General features: G+C 64.1%; 16 protein-coding genes. All 16 read right to left on the bottom strand.

Annotated elements, in window-relative coordinates:
• Positions 1-4 precede the first annotated feature (4 nt).
• The 16 genes from OH686_RS21155 to OH686_RS21080 all read right to left on the bottom strand — a co-directional run bounded on the left by OH686_RS21155 (position 5) and on the right by OH686_RS21080 (position 16610).
• Positions 5-628: a hypothetical protein gene (locus OH686_RS21155; protein ID WP_289535027.1), complete on the bottom strand. Its 624-nt coding sequence runs from the start codon at positions 626-628 to the stop codon at positions 5-7.
• Positions 625-2760 (bottom strand): hypothetical protein, encoded by a 2136-nt coding sequence (locus OH686_RS21150; protein ID WP_289535026.1) that lies wholly within the window; start codon positions 2758-2760, stop codon positions 625-627. The genes OH686_RS21155 and OH686_RS21150 overlap by 4 nt, the downstream gene beginning before the upstream one ends.
• The gene (locus OH686_RS21145) at positions 2757-4613 is read right to left on the bottom strand and encodes a hypothetical protein (protein WP_289535024.1); all 1857 of its coding nucleotides are present in this window, start codon (positions 4611-4613) and stop codon (positions 2757-2759) included. Before OH686_RS21145 ends, OH686_RS21150 begins: the two co-directional genes overlap by 4 nt.
• 3 nt (positions 4614-4616) lie before the next feature.
• The gene (locus tag OH686_RS21140; RefSeq protein WP_289535023.1) at positions 4617-5066 is read right to left on the bottom strand and encodes a hypothetical protein; all 450 of its coding nucleotides are present in this window, start codon (positions 5064-5066) and stop codon (positions 4617-4619) included.
• A gap of 10 nt (positions 5067-5076) precedes the next feature.
• Complete coding sequence (locus OH686_RS21135) at positions 5077-5589, bottom strand: hypothetical protein (RefSeq protein WP_289535021.1); 513 nt, start codon at positions 5587-5589, stop codon at positions 5077-5079.
• On the bottom strand, positions 5574-6773 hold the full coding sequence (locus OH686_RS21130; protein ID WP_289535020.1) for a hypothetical protein: 1200 nt from the start codon (positions 6771-6773) through the stop codon (positions 5574-5576). Before OH686_RS21130 ends, OH686_RS21135 begins: the two co-directional genes overlap by 16 nt.
• Complete coding sequence (locus tag OH686_RS21125) at positions 6773-7423, bottom strand: hypothetical protein (protein WP_289535019.1); 651 nt, start codon at positions 7421-7423, stop codon at positions 6773-6775. Before OH686_RS21125 ends, OH686_RS21130 begins: the two co-directional genes overlap by 1 nt.
• A 2-nt stretch (positions 7424-7425) precedes the next feature.
• Positions 7426-7791 carry a hypothetical protein gene (locus OH686_RS21120; protein ID WP_289535018.1) on the bottom strand — a complete coding sequence of 122 codons (366 nt, stop codon included), beginning with the start codon at positions 7789-7791 and terminating at the stop codon, positions 7426-7428.
• 107 nt (positions 7792-7898) lie between these two features.
• Positions 7899-8297: a hypothetical protein gene (locus tag OH686_RS21115; protein ID WP_289535016.1), complete on the bottom strand. Its 399-nt coding sequence runs from the start codon at positions 8295-8297 to the stop codon at positions 7899-7901.
• Positions 8298-8354: 57 nt separating this feature from the next.
• Positions 8355-9458, bottom strand: a complete 1104-nt coding sequence (locus OH686_RS21110; RefSeq protein ID WP_289535015.1) for a N4-gp56 family major capsid protein — start codon at positions 9456-9458, stop codon at positions 8355-8357.
• A gap of 248 nt (positions 9459-9706) precedes the next feature.
• Positions 9707-10774, bottom strand: coding sequence for a hypothetical protein (locus tag OH686_RS21105; protein WP_289535014.1), 1068 nt, complete (start codon positions 10772-10774; stop codon positions 9707-9709).
• Between the two features lie 19 nt (positions 10775-10793).
• Complete coding sequence (locus OH686_RS21100) at positions 10794-10955, bottom strand: hypothetical protein (RefSeq protein ID WP_289535013.1); 162 nt, start codon at positions 10953-10955, stop codon at positions 10794-10796.
• Positions 10952-13030 (bottom strand): portal protein, encoded by a 2079-nt coding sequence (locus OH686_RS21095; RefSeq protein WP_289535012.1) that lies wholly within the window; start codon positions 13028-13030, stop codon positions 10952-10954. The genes OH686_RS21100 and OH686_RS21095 overlap by 4 nt, the downstream gene beginning before the upstream one ends.
• A gap of 3 nt (positions 13031-13033) precedes the next feature.
• Positions 13034-14575, bottom strand: a complete 1542-nt coding sequence (locus tag OH686_RS21090) for a terminase large subunit (protein ID WP_289535011.1) — start codon at positions 14573-14575, stop codon at positions 13034-13036.
• Positions 14576-14644: 69 nt separating this feature from the next.
• Positions 14645-14785 (bottom strand): hypothetical protein, encoded by a 141-nt coding sequence (locus OH686_RS21085; protein WP_289535009.1) that lies wholly within the window; start codon positions 14783-14785, stop codon positions 14645-14647.
• Between the two features lie 61 nt (positions 14786-14846).
• Entirely contained in the window at positions 14847-16610 is a 1764-nt protein-coding gene (locus OH686_RS21080; protein ID WP_289535007.1) for a GDSL-type esterase/lipase family protein, read from the bottom strand.
• Positions 16611-16630: the final 20 nt, after the last annotated feature.

The following is a 16630-nucleotide window of genomic DNA, read 5'->3' as shown; positions in this document are numbered from 1 at the left end:
CCCCTCACTCGCTCTGCTCGGCGATGGCCACCAGCAGCTCCGCCTCGGTGGTAAAGAACGCATCGGTCTGAAAGCCGAATCCGGCCCAGGTGGTGACGGTGCTCGCGCCGCTCTGCGCAAGCTTGACCACCTGTTCGGTCGTGCTGTTGTCTGCCACCTCCGGCTGACAGAAGAAATAGGCGGCGCCGTCGAAGCAATCGAACAGCCCGCCGCCGAGCCAGGAGGACTCCTTCTGCAGAGAGGTGCGGTTGAACTCCACCAGCGGCACCACCCCGCTGCTGGTCACCTCCACGATGCGGAAGCGGTACCGGGCTGATCGCCAGTAGCCGTATCCATCCATGTTCTCGGTACCGTCCCAGCTCGACGCCGCGGCGGCGCAGGCGAAAAGCACCCGCTCCTGGTCATCGCGGCCGATGATCATCATGCTGGTATTGCCACCCGGTGCCGGCCGGTCATCGGTCAGCGGCGGCAGGCTGGCCAGCAGCGCATCCAGGTCGTCCTGCACCAGGGCGCTAAGCGCATCTAGCGCCAGCGGCTGGGAATGGATCGCCGTGGCCGTCGTCGGGTCGAAGACCAGCAGCCAATGCGCGCCTCCGTTCTCCACCACCAGGTGTAACAGATGCTTCATGCCTCGGCTCCCAGTGTGAGTGGCTTCGAGTTGTCGAACTGCCAGAGCTTGTTGCCGACGTAGAACGCACCGGCCTGGCCGCCCAGATCGGTCACGTACTCCCGCCAGGTCTCACCGGTGTCGAAGGAGATGAACACCTTCCCGCCGGAGCCTACGTTCTGGTTGATGTGGTCCACCACAGTGGCCAGCAGCACGGCGGCATGGCCAGGGCGGTCGCCTTCTGGTTCCACCAACTGCTGCACGACGGAGATCAAGCACTTCGTGTAGGCCCGCGTGCGGCTGGCGATCGCGCCAGTCAGCTCCGCATCGCCGCTTTCCAGGTCGATGACCAGGCACTGGATGTCGTGCCCAGCCTGGCCGACCCGGTCCTCGCCGGTTTCGGGGTACGGATAGCCGATCGCCGCGGTCACTATCTTCCCGGCGCCCAGGTACTGCACCTCGCTGAACGGCTCCAGCATTCCAGGCCCACCGGGCTTGCCCGGGAAGTTCTTACGCGCGTTGTAGATGGCAAAGGGTTCGCCCGGCTCCAGATCCATGCTCGGGGCGAACAGCGGCGCCGCATCGATATCGACCGCCAGCCGGACGGGTGCACCGCCGCCAGTGCGGTAAAGCACGAAGCCCCCGCCGATGCCGCGGTTCTCCTCAGGCTCGACCAGCCAGCGCCGCATGTACTCGTGCTCCCAAACCAGGCAGTAGGCGGTGAGCTGCTCGTCGCCGCCCACCGGCCGCATCCAGTGGCAGGCTCCGACAATCCAGGGCTGCACGAAACTGGCCGGCGAGGATGTCTCGATCGGGCTGCCCTCCTCCCCATAGTCCCAGTCCGCCAGCAGGGTGTAGCTGCTGCCGCCGGCGATGGTGGTCACCAGTGAGTAGGCCGGCCCGATCAGATCCTCGTTCGGGCTTTCCTCTTCGCGTGGGTTCTCATCGCGCTGCGTGCGGTAGACGCTGAATACGGCGAAGCCCTCGCCCGCCCTGCCAACGTGCGGAATCAGAAACTCGCCGAAGTTGGGCAGATCGGGCATGTCGTAGGCGTGCCAGGTGGGCAGCAGCTCCGGCATGGGGTGCAGGTCCACCAGCGGCAGGTCGGTCGGTACCAGCACCTGCAGATCTTCAATCGAGGCTCGCGCTGGTGGCTCTGCGGGGTCGTAGTCGCTGCGATCGTAGCGCCCCACAGCTACCAGCAGGCCCTGCTCGCCGTTGCGGTCGTAGTACGGCGGCCGGTAGGAAGTCCCCGGCGGCGAGTCGTACCAGGTGCCCTGGTACTGACGGAACGTCCGAGCAGCGACGCAGAAGCCGTCGACTCCTTCCATGCTCCCGTTCTGCGCCACCGCAGGGCAAAAGCCAGGCTGAATCAGGCCTGGCCCGATGCGGTTGCGATAGGGGTCGTTGACCGTCGCATATTCCGTATGACTGACCAGCCGCCGGGTGTGCAGCTTCCAGTCATCAGGCAGCTCCTCCTCAGACACCCAGAATCCCTGCTGGGCGAGGTAGTCACGGCTGATACTGCCGAAGCTGGGCAGCCCGCTATCACTGAAGCTCACGCTGACACCGCAGATGTTCGGCACCAGCGCACCACCGCCCACCGCCGCGGGCGTGATGTAGGTGAAATAGTTCATGTCGTCGAGCGGGTCGAAGCTTGCAGAACCCGCAGACTGCAGCAGCGATGCCTGGAAATACGCGCCAGAGAGCATGCTGCGGTCCTGCACTGTCGGCGCCAGGGTCACAATCGCCGAGGAGTAGCCGGTGTCCGGCGGCCCGCTGAAGGGCAGCAGCATCATGGCCGGCCGATTGGAAGCGCTCAGCTTCGCCTCATATTCCAGGCCTGGGTCGATATCGATGTTGCGCGGGTCGAAGTCGTCGCGGCTGCCAACACCGATCGCCGTCTGGTTGTTGCGCCCCAGCAAGGTGTTGAAGTTGTTGAAGCCAGCGAAGTAGATGAAGCCAGGCGGGTCGATGATCATGGCGCTGCAGCGTTCCTGCAGGCGCCGCGCCTGCAGCAGGAAGCCGTCGACGATCTGGAACTTCGCCGCCGCCGGCCCGCCCGCGTAGAGGCGGCTGGCCAGCGACCGCGCGATCCTCGCTGTCCAGGCACCAAGCCGGGTGGCGCTGCGCACCGTCACCTGCCTGGTCATCGCCGCCCCTTGCTCATGCGGCGCTGGCTGACGCCCAGCTCCACCTCGATGTTGTCCACGTCGGCATAGGTGGCGTCGGTCAGTTCCAGGCGCACGCGCCAGTGCCGCGCCTTCAGCCCCTTGGCCACCGGAGCGCGGAACTCCGGCGAGTCGCCCACGGCCCGGTAGCAGCGCTCGGCGCCGTCATCCGGCGTCACGCGCACGTAGACTTCACCGTCGGTGGTCACCCCCGCATAGACGTGGGCCACGCGCTTGCCCTGGGCGGTACCATAGTCACTGGCCCCGAAGTCGATCATCGCGCGCAGGGTCTCGCCGTTGTCGGTATCTCCGCGCAGGCAGTACAGACCATCCGGCCGGATGGCATAGGTCTCGCCGCCCACCCGTGCGAACTGGGTAAAGCCGAAGTTCTGGTAGGTGGTCAGGGCGCCGGTCATCACGTTGACGGCGTACTGCAGCGCCTCCTGCTGCGCCGTCCTGGCGCTGCTGTTGATCGCGACCCGCTCCATGGCCAGTAGCTGAATGACTCCGCCCAACGTCGCCTGGTCGCCCACGCCCATGTATTCGTAGGCTTCCAGGTTGATCAGCAGCACCAGGTCCAGGCCGTCGGCGATCTCGATGCCGTCGTAAACGACGAAGAGCACCACGTTGTCGAGCCGCCCGAAGTCCGCCGCGTAGATCAGGTCGCCGCCATCGGAGACGTTCTCCGGCAGGTACGGCTGCCAGGTGGTCATCTCGTAGGCCACGCCCCAGGCGCCGCTGATACCGCAGTAGGGGCCACTGGAAACGAAGCCCTGCGCCGCCGGCGCCCTGCCCTCGATAGACGACAGCACGCCGGTGGTGCTCAGTATGCCCACCTGAGGAACTGGGCCATAGCCAAGGATGCCGCAGAGGTCGGCCTCTGGCGCGCCGGAACGGATGCCGAGCAGCGGCACTGGCCCACGCCCGGCGATGCCACAGAACTCCAGCCCGCCAACATAGCCGACTGCCGCCGGCGCGTAGCCATCCACTCCGACCAGGCTGCGGCTGAAGGCATCCATCACCGCGGCCGGCGCAGCCCCATCGATGAAGCAATAGGCGTCCTGGGCGATAGTCCCGCGCCAGGCTGGCGCGACACCGCTGATGCCAACCGGCAGCGCACCGATCTCCGGGTTGTCGACGTAGTCGGCCAGGCTGTAGAGCGTCACGTCGGCGAAGACCTGGCCCGCCAGCGGCTCGGCGAAGGTGTGGAACAGGTCACCGTCGATGTAGACCGTGATGCGCCCACGGGAGCGCTCGAAGCGCACCAGCGCCCCTGGCACCAGCGCCACGCTGGATGCCAACGGATCGCCGTGCCGGATCGGCATCATGCCGCTCGCGCGGAAGGCAACTGCATGCGATGCCTGGGCATAGGAGTGATCGAACCTGCCATCGGACAGGCCAACCACCACGCCAGCGACCGACACCGGAATGTTGCACTGGAAGTAGCCGTTCTGCGGCAGCGGCTGGATGCTGCGCGCCCCACCGTTCCAGCCGATGCTGGCGTAGCGATCGACCTTGGCAGCAACACCCGGGCGCCCAGGCTTTGCCGCGACACAGGTGATCACGTCACGATAGATCGGCCGCCGGCCGGAACCGCCACCGACTGAACCTCCACCCTTCACCGGCCCCTGGTAACCCACATGGCCATTAGCGTCGAGGTATGGCACGCCGCCGGAAGTGTTGCTTGCCCCGCCAGCAGCGAGGAGCCCGCCACCCTCCGGCTCGCTCGCATATCCCGCGAATACCCGCTTGGTGTAGCAGTAGGCAGGAGTCGCCGGGACGGCCGGAACCGCCGGGGTGTAGACCAGTACCGGCTCCTTCTGCAGGCGGTTCATCGGTTACCCGGCGATCGAGGCAGGCAGAGCGATGTTGCAGTAATCGATCCGATGCGGTGCGCCAGCGACCAGCGAGGTGCTGCTCATCGGCATGTCGGCCCCGGCCAAGCCACAGGTGCCCTGGATGCGAATCTCGGTGGTAGATGCGCCGCCGGTATCGGCAGGCTTCACGATCCGGAAGAAGGTGGCATCACCAGACAGGGCGACATCGCTCTCCCAGATCTCGCTGAGGGACTTCACCAGCACGGCATTCGGCGCCGTAGCCTCGAAGGTCAGCCCGTCACCGGTGGTCTGCTGCAGCACCTCCACCAGCACGCTGTTGCCGGAGAGCGCGGCATCGGCGCTCGCCGGTACCGGGCCGCTGTAGATCCGGACGGAGCAGCCGTCCAACAGGCTCTTGAGGGAACCGGTCACGGCCTGGCCGGCGCGCAGGCCGGTACTGAAATTAAGCATGGTCTCTTCCTCAGATGACGTTGGTGGGCACGTAGGTGATGCCGGCGATCAACTGGCCCTTCTGGCCAGCCACCACCGGCCGCGGACTTGGGAAACGCACACACGACAGCAGCAGGCCGCTGTTGCCACCCTTGGTCGGGTCGGACACCAGGATGGAGCCGTACAGGGTGGCGTCGGCGGTGAAGTTGAACTCGGCGACCGTGTCGACGTTGTCCAGGGTGCCGACGCCGTCGTGCGCTCGCTCCCATAGCGGGCGCGTGGCTTCCGAGTAGCCCACGAACTCCTGCAGGTTGGACGGGATGTCGGTCGCCTTGAGCGCAGAGCTGGGGATGACGTTGGCGCGCCATAGGCCGCAGTAGAAGGTGCTGATCGGCGCCGAGTCGCCGAAGGGCGACAGCAACAGGAACGACAGGCCGTCCTGCGGCACCAGGTTGTCCGCCTCGAAGTCGTCGGCAACTGAGCCATCGGCGTTCAGCAGGCGGAAGCGGTAGCGGAAGCCACCGATGTTCAAATACTCGGACATGGGTCGATGACCTCCAGGCTGGCGAAGTCGCGGGCCTGCAGGCGATTGCCCTGCAGCTCGCCGCGCATGTTGGTGACAACCATCTGGTTGCCGTTGTGCTCGAGTACGCCCGCGGCGCCGATGCTGCCGATATCGGGGGCGTAGTTGGGACGGTTGGGGAGCGAGACGCTGCCGTCGGCCGAGCCGATCGCCTGGCCGTACTGGGTGAACCAGGCGACCCGCTCGTCCGGCAGCAGCACAGCGCTGCCCGGAGCAGCACCGCAATTCAGCACCTCGCGCTGCTGAACCTCGTCGGTGCCGATGCCGGTGATGAAGTAGGTCTTGCTGGTCGTGGCAACGAAAAGGCCGGTACCGACCGAGGCGTGCATGACGACCTCGGCAGCGAACTGCAGAAAGCCTCGCACCGGGTTGTGCAGGTGCGGCCACATCGGCTCGGTGTGGTAGAGGTAGCGGCCACGCGAGCCGATGATCAGGCTGTTGTGCGTGCTGAGCTGGTCGCAGAACGGCAGGCGTTCCAGCTCTGCCGTCTCCAGCCTCTGGGTATCGTCGGTGATGTAGGTCAGGCGCAAGGCATTGGCCAGCGGCTTACCCTGCAGGTAGAGCGTCTGACCATCAGCCGCGCTGCAGTACACCCGGCAGTCGCGCGAGTCGCTGCACAGCACGCGCAGATCCTGGGCACCATTCAGCCGCACCATCAGCGGGAGCACACCAGACTCCACACCGCCATCGACCGCCGTCACCGCCACCTTGTAGAGCCCGGCCGGCAGGTGGCCTGCCACCAGCTCCAGGTCGAACTGCGGCGCCGGTACCGCCCAGGCCGTCAGAGCCTGGCCATCGAAGCGCAGGCTTTCGTTCAGGGTGTTCAGGTACAGGGTGTCGTTCAGGTGGGCCGCAGCGACCGGGCCGCCAGCTGTGATGGTTTCCAGCGGCAGCGAGCTGCTGGTCGCAGGATCGTAGGCAAGCAGCTGATCGCCATCGACCAGCACCAGCAGATCACCTGCCTCATACAGCCCGCGCATGTTCGTGCCGGCGAGCACCTGCTCGAAGCCGACGCGCAAATCGAACTTGCCACCGACGGTGGGATCGACGTTCACGGCGCCGACAACCGCCCCTTCCGGCAGTCGCTCCGGCTTGGCGATGTTGTTGGCGCCAGCGGCCCAACTATCGGCGCGAAGCTTGTCCATCACCAGGCCGCCGGCTTGATACGGCGAGCACCAGAGCGGCGACGAAGCTCCGCCTCGTAGACCTGCTGGCACTCGTAGTTGAACTCGTTTAGAAAGCCGGCCGCCTTGGCCGGATCGAACATTTCGGAATCGTTGACGTTGTAAGCACGGTGCTTGAGGTAGAGCAGCAGGTGTTTGCGGTGTGCGCGGTTTACATCGGTGATCTTGCTGTCCTTCGCCAACTCTTTGGCCGGCCGACGAATCACCGTCAGACGCACGCTGCCAGGCTCTGACGGCTTGGCTGCGAGCCGCATAGATCCGATAGCGTTATTCACCACCAGGAGGCAGGGCCTGCCATGCTTCGGCAGTTGGCTGCGCCGAACATCCGCAGGCGCCTTGATATCCAGATCCCAGGTCCGCCCACCGATCACTAGCTCCGCATCGAGCACGTCGATGATGTACTCGGCATACGACAGGAGATCCTGACCGGCAGAAAACTGAACCTCGATACCGTCATCGACGATGCTCAAGGTCTTCTCAGCGAAAGCCACCAGCGCCCCGTTAGCAAACCGCACGAGTTGGGGGTCAGACCAGAAGTACTCTGGCCCGACGGTATCCTTCTCGTCCTCGCGGAAGGCCTTGATCAGGTCGCCGATGGTTTCGAGGGACATGCTTACTCGCCGTCCTTGTCTTCGTCGTCGGCGCCCAAGCCATCGACATACTTCGGCCAGGCCTCGTCGAATTGGACTTTGGTGACCTTGAAGCCAGCCTGCTTGGCTACGGCACCAACCTTGGCGCGACCATCACCGCCCAGCTCCGCCGGGTCCTGGCGCTCCATTACCGCAGCGATCGCAGCGACGATCAGGCCAGTCAGCTCTTCTTGGCTGCCGCCGTCTTCATCGGCACTTTCCAGGCCAACGACACCACAGCCGTCAGCAATGGCCAGACGGCGGAAGCGATCCGGCACCACGGTGCCTTTCTTGCCGTCCTGCGGATCGACCAAGTACACGACACAGGAATGACTGTCGGTACTGGCCATGTGGTGTTCGCTTTTGCCTTTCGGCGGTAGGAAACGTGGCTCACTCATGATGCTTGCCCCTCTTCTGTAGGAAAGAACCGGGCCAGGTCACCCCGGCCCGTATGCACTCAGCCCTGGGTGCTCTGAGTGCGACCCGCGCGGATGTAGGCCACAAACAGCCGACACTTGCCGGTGGATGCAGCGGTACCGGTCGACGCATAGGTGACCTTGAGCTTCCCCTGTGCGGGCATCTCGTAGCCGGTAACGCCGAGTTGAACGGGGGTGAGCGCCTTCACGTCGACCGGGGACGAGGTGTAGCGATCGTCGTCCACCGAGTCGCCGACCTTGAGAGTCGCGGTGGTCGCTGCGTTGAAGGAGGTGAGCGGCTGGACGAAGCCACCAACCACGATTGCGCCACCTGGCAGCTCGATGGCGTCCTGCACAGCGCCGTCGGCGAAGTCCGCCAGGTTGATGTCGACGAAGGCCCACAGCGGGGCCTGGCGAGAGTCGTTAAGCGTGATGCTCATGATTTCTTCCTCTAAGCCGACCGGGATTCCCGGCCGGCGTTGCCAGAAACCCCGGGATCAACCCAGGAAGTGATCGATAGCGAGCACGCCGAAGTCCTCAACCGACTCGTCGTAGATCGAGTAGAACTTCGGCTTGAGCAGCCCGAACATCTTGTCGACGCTGATGCCCACCTTGGAGTCGTAGTCGAACTTCTTCTCGACCCACTCCGGCACGCCCAGGTCGGCCATGCCCAGCGCCTGCGCGCCGCACAGCAGGGTGCGGGTGCCGTCGACGGTGCCGCCGGAACCCCACTTGTTACCCGAGGTGGCGCCGGTGGTGCTGTAGACCAGGCGATGCTCGTGGATGACAGCGCCGTCGATGGTCACGGTACCGCCGGTGAACCACGGGCTGTTGGCACCATCCTTCTGTGCAAGAGCTACGACTGCACGCTGGTAGTCCGCGTCCTTCTTCAGCTGAGCCAGGGTGCCCGGCTTCACCAGGATGACGTAGTACTCCTTGCCCGCAGCCATCAGCGGCTTGATGTAGTGGTCCTTCGCGTAGGCGACGGCGTCCACGATCATCTTGTAGCTGGCGGTGAACGAGCTGGTGATGCTGCCGGTGTTGCTGGTGACGAGGTTGGTGCCGTTCCACATCAGATGACGCTTGGACGAGGGGGCAGACACGTCGGCGGCAAAGGACAGCGATGGGAACGGCGAACCAACGCGGGGCTTCCCGTTGTTGAGGAAGGCATACGAGATGCCCGACAACGTCAGGAATACGAGCTGGTCGATGCGGTTGGCGAGCCAGTAGGCCAGGCGTTCCTTGGCCTGCTCGCGGAAGTTGATGACGGTCTTCTGGTCCGCCATCTTGCCCTTGTTCTTCACCTGGTGAGAGATCAGATCGATCGAGAGTTCAACCTCGAAGTTCTGCATCTCTTCTTCGTTGCCTTCGCGCTCGTCGTCGCCGATCACACCGTCCTCGACCAGGTCGGCGACGAGCTGCATCAGCACCTTCTCGCCCTTCTCGGTCTTGGTCAGTTCGGTGATGCGCTGGATCATGGCACCCGGGCCGGTGCCCAGGAATTTCTTAACGAACATCTGATCGCGGGCGGCGCTCCACACATCGCGCGACCAGACGATCTTCTGCTTGCTGTTCAAGCGAGCAAAGTTGGTAACAGCCATAGCTGCTCTCCTCGTCGGATTTCAGTCGTCGTGTCTGGGTCGTGTCGCCTACCCGGGCGAAGACAGGCTTTTGGAGAGCCAGGAACTCATCGGCAGATTTCCGCCATGCCGGGCGAGAACACCGTGTCTCGGTGAGCGAGCAGCAGAGCTGCGGGGAGTTGCCCCAGGCGTTACAGCACTGGGGCCCCTTCTTTCTCCCGGCGCCTTCCTTGGCGCTGGTGGTCTGGTTATGTCACTGGAGCAGGTCGTCAAGCCTCTTTGACGTAGTCGCCGCGAGCTTTTTTCTTTTCCTCGGCAGGGAGCGCGTCGAACTCGTCTTCACTGAGCTTGGCGTAGTCAATGTCCTTGCCGCGCTCGCCCACGCCGGCCGGCGCCTGCGGGATCTGCTTGTCGCGCTCGAGGTTCTTGCGGATCTGCGCCTCGGTCGCCTGGGGCTTCTCACCTGGCTTGCGGCCAGGTTCGTCCGCCTTCTCGACATAGCGCGGAGCGATCTTCTCGACAGCCAGAGACAGGGCCTTGGAGGGCGCCATGCCTTGCTGCATGTAGTAGTTGCGGCGCGCCACCACATCCTCGATCGCATCAGCGTTGGCTTCCTTCGACTGCGGATCGAGGAACGGATACTTCGCCTGGGCCGCAGTTGCGACCTTGTCGATGTTGTCCTGCTCGGCCTTGGTGTCACGCTGACGCAGCTCTTCAGCTGCCGACTGCTTGCCAGCCTTTGCGCCCTCCTGCTCCAGCAGCTTGCGCTCCTCGGTGCGGATCTCTGCACGAATGGCTCTGGCCTTGTCCTTATCGCCGTCCAGCACCGCATCCATGTAGCGGTCTTCAGCGCCGTCGAAGTCGAAGGGCTTCGGCTTCTCTTCGTCCTCTGGCTTCGCGCCGCCACCGCCCTTGGCCCGGGCCAGTTCTTCCTCGAGGCGCAGCCGCTCGGCACGCTCTGCCTTCAGAGCAGTGTTGACTTCATTGAACCGCGCATGCGGTACCGCCTTGGCTTTACCACCGCTCTCGGCCAGCTCGGCCAGCGCTTCCGGGTCCAGCTCCTCTTCCTGCTCCTCTTCCTCTTCAAGTTCCAGGTCCGGATCGTCCTCTTCCTCTGGCTTCAGAGCAGGGTCGACCTCGTCGCCGCGGTCGGTCTCTTCTTCCTCCTGCTCGTCGTCGGGATCTTCTTCCTCCTCCTCTTCCTCCTCTTCGATGCCGGGGCAGATCAGGTCCGGGTCGATATCGTCGGAGCAGTCGACCAAGGTGTTGGCGCGGCCATTGGCGTACTGAATTGCCAGGCCAAGGTCGGTTGCGATGAAGCGGTGCTTGTCGTTCATGGGTGCCCCCTGGTTGCGTTTACTTGTCGGTGAGGTTCTTGATGTCGGCCATCTTCTTCTGGGCCAACTTGCGAACCGCGGCCATGCGCTTCGGATCGCGCTGGATCTCTTTGGCGCGCAGGAGCGTTCGCATGTCTTCCTCGATCTGCCATTCATCGTCTACTGCAGGCTTGCCCTTCATGCGGCTGCTCCTTCAATGCGCGGGGTTTCGATCCCGGCCGTCAGGCCAACGCCTGGATTGGCCGGGGTCATCGGGTTGGTGTTGACAGGTAGGTCCGCAGAGATCGCCAGGCCTGGCTGCGGCACGATCGGCGCGGCGTCCTGGTCCTCGTAGCCAGCCGAGCGCAGCAGTGCGTCGGCCAGCCCCGCGGTCAGCGGGTTGGCTGCGATGGTGGCGGCGGTCTGGATGGCGCTGAACTGCGCCTCGACGGACTGGTTGACGGACTCGCGCTTGACCTTGTCCGCCTGGGCGTTGGCCAGGTTGGCGCGCGCCTCGTTGAGCGGGTCCGGCTGAGCAGCTGCCTGCTGCTCCATGGCCTCGACGATTTCCTGCTTGTCGGACAGGTTGCTTTTCCTGACCACGAACGAGTCGGGAATCCGAATGCCCTCTTTGCGCATCTCCATGACCTGGGTGAACTGGCTGTTCTCGAAGGTCACCTGCATTGGCTGCTCGGTAACAACCACGTCGTATTCGCCGATGGTCAGGTCATTGAGAGTGCTGCCGTCATCCTGCTGCACGTTGACCAGCAGATCCTCGGTAACCTCTTTGCCCTGCTCATCCTTCTCGGTAATTCGCAGAATGCGCGGCGCGTCATAGAAGGTCTGCACCAGCTCCAGGATGCGATTGGCCAGCATGTGGCGGGTGTGCCCGAGGTTGTCGAGCGGCACAGCAAGCCCTTGCTGGGCTGCAAACTGCTTGGACTGAATGGCGATCCCACTGATCTCACGCCCGGCACTACCTGTCATGGCGTCGTTGATGCCGGTCGTCTCGTCAATCATGGCGCCGGCTCGCTCAATGATCCTGTCAAATCCGGTTGGTACCTGGTTGGGCTGGATCTTCTGCGGCCGCTTGTCGATCGGCGTGTCGGCCTTCAGCACGATGGCCAGACCAGGCTCTGCGCCGCGATCCGCCATCTCGTCATCGTTCATGTTGGCGATGGTGTTCGCCCACCACATCCAGCCGCTGTTGGCCGAGCCGTTGACGGTGTGCAGGAACTGGCTCATCGACTTGTTGAGCAACTGCTGCGAGCCGATCGCATCCTCGACTAGGCCGCCAGTTTTGCCACGACGGAAGAACGGGAAGAACGGCACCACGGTAAAGTGATTGAAGGGGCTCCAGTCGTCGTGCAGCACGCTGGTATAGGTGCTGACCACCCACCGCACCCGGCGAATACGGCGGTCTGCGAGGATGGCGCCCTTCATCTGGCTGATCTGCTCGTCGGTCATCCCCTCCGCGGAACGGATATCGCCGGTGAGAGAGATGAGCACCTTGGCGTTTTCCATCTTCCAGAACTGGCGCTCGATAACGCGGACGCGCTTGCTGCCATCGCTGAGCGTGGTGGAACCCAGGTATTCAGTACCGCCGGTATCCTCGTTGCCGAACTTGTTGCGCTCCTCGTCGGCCTCGTCGTCACCGAAGTCCTGGTCTTCCTGGTTGTTGCTCTCGCATTTATCCCGGGCATCCTTACCGTACTGCTCCTCGATCTCGTCGAGGGTCAGCCAGCGCGTGATGATCACGTCCTGCCATTTGTCCGGGTCGTAGCTTTTTGCGTCGGGATCAGGGATCACATCGAGCGGATCAAGATCGTTGATGGTGATCTCGCCCAACATGGTGTCGCGGTAGCTGATGCGGATGTCGAAATAGCCGCGCTGTTGAATCATCCCATCGGAGAAGACCTGAGTTTCCACCCAGTGCAGGCTGGTGTTGTCTGCCACCTGCTTGGTGACCTTCGAAAGCACCTTGGCCAGCTCATCGTCGGCACCATTGCCCCGCGGCCGAAAGGCGATATCCATGCGGTTCTGGATCTGGTAGCCGATCGCGCTGTTCAGCTTCGGCTTGATCTGGTTGAACTCCAGGGCCGGGCGGCCTTCCTCCTCCAGCTTCTGGCGATCGTCAGGATCCCATTGCCGGCCGCCGCCCAAGTAGAAGTTCTCGCACTCTCGCGCCACGCGGCAGTAGGACTGATGCCCACGCATGCGCCCGTATTCGTAGCGCTGCCAGTTGAGCTTCGCCTGATCTTCTCTCGCTGCGGACATTCGCTATGCACTCATCGCCGTTTTGCGACCTCGGCCGGCGATAAGCCGGCGCTTCCATTCCGGCACTTCTATGTCACTGGAAGCGATTGGCAATGCGAACGTGAGCGCCAGCGCGTCGCCGGCATCCGGGGATTTGCCGAGCTCCTTCTTGATCTTTTCCTTGCTGTCGAGCTTGATCTGGCCATTGGAGCTGTGGCTGTAGCCAGGGGCTGTCAGGTCGGCATGCAGCTTGTCGTCGTCGGGCAAGCTCGGTGTGATGATGTCTGCGATCCACTCTGCCATCTCGCCCCACATCTCGGCGCGCTTGTTGAAGTACTTGCGCTCGTCGGTTGCCTTCCCGCCGAAGTTCACAGCCGTTACGCGATCGCCGTAGCCCAGCTCTACCAGGCGGTCGTAGATGCCGGCGCCTAGGCCGCCGATATCGATGAACACCATGCGGATGGTCTTGTCATCCTCGAGAAGGCGAACGATCTTGCCGACCACGGCCATGGTGTCGAGGCCGTTGACCTTATCCAGGCCCCAGGCCTTGCGCCCCTTCCGGTGGATGATGGCGGTGTCGTCGTCGCCGAAGCGCGCAGGGTCGACGCCCACCACATGCGCGCCGATCGCCTGCAGGTGCTTCGGGTTGACCTTCCGCGCCTTGGACACAGCCAGGGTGTTGACGATCGCCTTGTGGCCGACGCGCTGGAACGCCATGTCCGGCGTCGCTGGATACTCCTGGTCGAACCAGGCGGAGTCGCCCTTGAAGTCGGTATTGGTCTTGGCCTGCCGCCACGCCATCTGCTCGTCATCGAGGCCGAAGGTCTCCTGGTACTCCAGCTCCTCGGCAGACAGCTCGAAGCCCTTGGGCACAGCGCGCCGGTACTCACGCTGGATGAACCAGGGGATGAACACCGCCAGGTAGTCGCTCTTGCCGGCGACGGCCAGCGTCCACATGCCGTGGAAAAGGTTGGCCAGGCCATTGGCCGTGGATTCGAGTATCCCCTCGCTACCCGGCAGCAGCGGCAGGGTCTGGCCCAGACCGGCCATGATGTGCTGCGCGTTGGGCCAGAAGGCGACCTCAGAGCCGTGCAGGTACTGGATGGTGTCAGAGCGCCCCGCGTTTTTGCTGCCGGCCGTGGCCACCTTGTAGCCGCCCTTCAGCTTGGCGAAGTTCAGCTCGGTGTCGCTATTGTTCTTGGTCGCCGGCTTGAGCGTGTCGTCGCTCAGCTCGTAGTAGTTCTTGGCGATGCGGAACAGGTTCTGCGTGGCAGCATCCAGGTGGGTGATGATCATCGTGCGCTTGCCGAAGCGCATGCTCGTCCGCTTGAAGAAGCGGGCAGCCACATAGGTGCTGATGCCCTGCTGCCGCCCCTTGAGCACAATGACTCGTACCCAACCCTTTTCGGCTAGCTGCTCCTCGATCTTCTCGTGCAGCAGGCGCTGTGCATCGTTCCACTCGAACGGCAGGATATTGCCGCTCTTGTCGCGGATCTTCAGGTTGCGGGCGCAGTACAGCTCATCGTCGGCGTAGAGCTGGGCGAGCATCTGGTCTGCAGTGGCCATTGGTTCCCTCGAATCGTTGAGGGAAACGGGATGTCACTGCAGGCGGGCTGTCTAGCCCGTGGAAGGCGTCTATATCGCCGGGGGACAGCTCGGCACGAACGTGATCGCGGCTGGCAGCGGCTCGGACTTCAGGGAGTAGCCGCCCCACATGCCCATGGCGGAGGCGAGGCAGAAAAACAGTGTCAGGGTGAGGACGTTCTTGAGGCGCATAGCAGTTCCTTTGCTGGCGGTGCCGTCGTTGGCCAGGACAGCGTAGCCGAATCCGCGCCACCTACAGCAAGCCCTCAGACGCCAGCAGGGTCTTCCATGCATCCGCTATTACCTGGCGCCCGGCGTTGTTGGGGTGGATGCCGTCGCCGCCATCGTAGGCTGCCGCCAAGTTCCCCACCCCATCGTCCATCGCAATGGTATGCGCGCTGACCCGTCCGTCCACGCCGGTGATCGGCGAGCCGCCGACGCCCATGATCGCGTCGTTCATGGCGTTCCACTTGGCTAGGCTGGCCAGCGCCGGGGCGCCCGCGCCGTAGCGGGTGATCATCCGCGCATAAGCTGGCGTCATGGTCGCTATGAACACCTTGCAGCCGGTGGGCTTGCTGGCGCTCACCGCATTGACCAGCGACTGCAGAGCCGCGATCGAGGTAGCCGTCGCCACGGCAGGGTCAATGTCGTTGAGCCCCACCTCGATCATCACCCAGCGCAGGTCTGCTTTGCCGGTAAAGGCGTTCCAGTTGGTCGTTTGCTGGGCGATAGTCGCGCCGCCGATTGCCAACGAGGCGATGGCGGAGTTACGGCTGTCCGCTGCAGCGCGCAGCAGGGACGCCGTGGGGACGCCTGACGCGGTACCGTAGCTGGCGATCACCGAGTCACCGATGACGCAGGCGTTGAACGACTGCACCCGCGACGCCTGGCGGCTCATTACCGCAAACGCTATCTGGGTGATGTCCGCATAGGGCGACCCGCCCGACAACGAGTTCACGTAGCCAGTGGTAACCGCGCCCGATAGCGGGGATGCCGCCGTGCCGAGCTTGGCGTAGGCGTACACCCCGTTGACGGCCATGTAGATACCGCAGCTGTTGTTCGGCGCATCCCACCAGGCGCGTATCGTGATGTACTGCCCGGCCTCGGCCCGCTGCCCGGCCGCGGCGCTCGTGTCTATAGCGTTGGCCGTGAGGACGTCGACACCGTTGATGCGCAGAATCCAGGCGTCGCTGACGCCCCCGGTGTACCGCAGAGAGTGGGTTCCGCCATTCAGGGACCACGCATAGTAGGCGCTGGCGCTCGACTGCAAGGTCCATTCGGCCATCGCAGTCCACTCAATGTCCAGATACCCGCTGATCAGTGCCAGCACCGGCGCTGGTATAGCGCTGTCGGTGGTCGGCGTAGCCGAGTTGTAGACGGCCAGCACCGGCGGGTCGAGCACGTCGGCGGTGAACCCTTGCGCGAAGCCGCTAGGCGGCGTACCCGACCATGACGCGGGGTCGAACTTCGCGACCAGCCTGTTGCGGTCGGTAACTGTGCTGGCGTGGCCACGACGCGGGCAGCCCATCGGGTAGATCGTGGAGTTCGGCGTAAAGGTGAACGTCGGGGACGTACCTGCCGCTGGGTCGCCGCCACCGATCCAGGCGCCCGAGTTGCGGTTGGATATCCCGCACCAAGCCTTGCCCGCGCCTATGTCTATGGCCCACTTGTGGTAGTGCGCCAGGTTGGCCGCGCCGCCGGCGTTGTTGTTGGACGCCGAGCCGCCCGACCAGGTGTCGGAGCCAGTCGAGGTGCTGGCCAGGCCGAAGCTCGATGCAGTTGCGCCTGGGTAGGACCCCGTCGTGCCGGTCCCGATACTGATGCCCGTCAAATACCCTGGGTTGGCCGCGTAGAATTGGTCAGGCTGGACCTCGAAGTAATACTTCCCACCGCTGGCCCCGATAACGGAAAGTACGCTGCCGCCACCGGTGGTGATGCCCGACTCGCACTGCATGTTGCCAGAGCGCAGCGTGATGTCGGCCGCTTTCTTAGCCGGGTCCCAGGTTGTGTAGGTCACCGGTGGCGCCGGCGCGACGT

The organism is Pseudomonas sp. SO81, assembly GCF_030374125.1.
In the GTDB taxonomy this organism is placed as follows: Bacteria; Pseudomonadota; Gammaproteobacteria; order Pseudomonadales; family Pseudomonadaceae; genus Aquipseudomonas.
This window is presented reverse-complemented; position numbering and strand designations above follow the sequence as displayed.

What these genes read in the sequence shown, in the direction of transcription:
- OH686_RS21155 (WP_289535027.1), bottom strand. Translation starts at nt 628, where the DNA reads ATGAAGCATCTGTTACACCTGGTGGTGGAGAACGGAGGCGCGCATTGG.
- OH686_RS21150 (WP_289535026.1), bottom strand. Translation starts at nt 2,760, where the DNA reads ATGACCAGGCAGGTGACGGTGCGCAGCGCCACCCGGCTTGGTGCCTGG.
- OH686_RS21145 (WP_289535024.1), bottom strand. Translation starts at nt 4,613, where the DNA reads ATGAACCGCCTGCAGAAGGAGCCGGTACTGGTCTACACCCCGGCGGTT.
- OH686_RS21140 (WP_289535023.1), bottom strand. Translation starts at nt 5,066, where the DNA reads ATGCTTAATTTCAGTACCGGCCTGCGCGCCGGCCAGGCCGTGACCGGT.
- OH686_RS21135 (WP_289535021.1), bottom strand. Translation starts at nt 5,589, where the DNA reads ATGTCCGAGTATTTGAACATCGGTGGCTTCCGCTACCGCTTCCGCCTG.
- OH686_RS21130 (WP_289535020.1), bottom strand. Translation starts at nt 6,773, where the DNA reads ATGGACAAGCTTCGCGCCGATAGTTGGGCCGCTGGCGCCAACAACATC.
- OH686_RS21125 (WP_289535019.1), bottom strand. Translation starts at nt 7,423, where the DNA reads ATGTCCCTCGAAACCATCGGCGACCTGATCAAGGCCTTCCGCGAGGAC.
- OH686_RS21120 (WP_289535018.1), bottom strand. Translation starts at nt 7,791, where the DNA reads ATGGCCAGTACCGACAGTCATTCCTGTGTCGTGTACTTGGTCGATCCG.
- OH686_RS21115 (WP_289535016.1), bottom strand. Translation starts at nt 8,297, where the DNA reads ATGAGCATCACGCTTAACGACTCTCGCCAGGCCCCGCTGTGGGCCTTC.
- OH686_RS21110 (WP_289535015.1), bottom strand. Translation starts at nt 9,458, where the DNA reads ATGGCTGTTACCAACTTTGCTCGCTTGAACAGCAAGCAGAAGATCGTC.
- OH686_RS21105 (WP_289535014.1), bottom strand. Translation starts at nt 10,774, where the DNA reads ATGAACGACAAGCACCGCTTCATCGCAACCGACCTTGGCCTGGCAATT.
- OH686_RS21100 (WP_289535013.1), bottom strand. Translation starts at nt 10,955, where the DNA reads ATGAAGGGCAAGCCTGCAGTAGACGATGAATGGCAGATCGAGGAAGAC.
- OH686_RS21095 (WP_289535012.1), bottom strand. Translation starts at nt 13,030, where the DNA reads ATGTCCGCAGCGAGAGAAGATCAGGCGAAGCTCAACTGGCAGCGCTAC.
- OH686_RS21090 (WP_289535011.1), bottom strand. Translation starts at nt 14,575, where the DNA reads ATGGCCACTGCAGACCAGATGCTCGCCCAGCTCTACGCCGACGATGAG.
- OH686_RS21085 (WP_289535009.1), bottom strand. Translation starts at nt 14,785, where the DNA reads ATGCGCCTCAAGAACGTCCTCACCCTGACACTGTTTTTCTGCCTCGCC.